Raw genomic sequence first — 863 nt, forward strand, 5'->3', positions numbered from 1 at the left:
ACACCGCCGGTGACGTACATGTGGTGGGCCCACACCGTCACGGACAGGCCCGCGATGGAGATGGTCGCCGCGATCAGGCCCATGTAGCCGAACATCGGCTTCCGCGAGAACACCGGGATCACTTCGGAGATGATCCCGAAGAACGGCAGCGCGATGATGTACACCTCTGGATGGCCGAAGAACCAGAAGAGGTGTTGCCACAGTAGAGCGCCGCCGTTGGCGGAGTCGAAGACGTGGGCGCCGAACTTGCGGTCCGCCTCCAGGGCGAACAGCGCGGCCGCCAGCACCGGGAAGGCGAGCAGGACCAGCACACCGGTCAGCAGCACGTTCCACACGAAGATCGGCATGCGGAACATGGTCATGCCGGGTGCGCGCATGCAGATGATGGTGGTGATGAAGTTGACCGAGCCGAGGATGGTGCCGAAGCCGGAGAAGGCCAGGCCCATGATCCACATGTCGGCGCCGATGCCCGGCGAGCGGACCGCGTCCGACAGCGGGCTGTAGGCGAACCAGCCGAAGTCGGCCGCGCCCTGCGGGGTGAGGAAGCCGCCGACCGCGATGAGCGAGCCGAACAGGTACAGCCAGTAGGCGAACATGTTCAGCCGCGGGAACGCCACGTCGGGGGCGCCGATCTGCAGCGGCATGATCCAGTTCGCGAAGCCGGCGAACAGCGGCGTCGCGAACATCAGCAGCATGATCGTGCCGTGCATCGTGAACGCCTGGTTGAACTGCTCGTTCGACATGATCTGCAGGCCCGGACGGGCCAGCTCGGCGCGCATCAACAGCGCCATCACGCCACCGATGCAGAAGAACGCGAACGACGTGACCAGGTACAGCGTGCCGATCGTCTTGTGGTCAGTGGT

General features: G+C 65.1%; 1 protein-coding gene. It reads right to left on the reverse strand.

The genetic code is table 11. From position 1 onward, the window contains the following. On the reverse strand, window positions 1-863 hold an 863-nt coding region (locus ADK57_RS12685), incomplete at both ends, for a cytochrome c oxidase subunit I (protein ID WP_199830564.1).

Origin of the sequence: Streptomyces sp. MMG1533, from assembly GCF_001279775.1 — a bacterium.
Classification (GTDB): Bacteria; Actinomycetota; Actinomycetes; order Streptomycetales; family Streptomycetaceae; genus Streptomyces.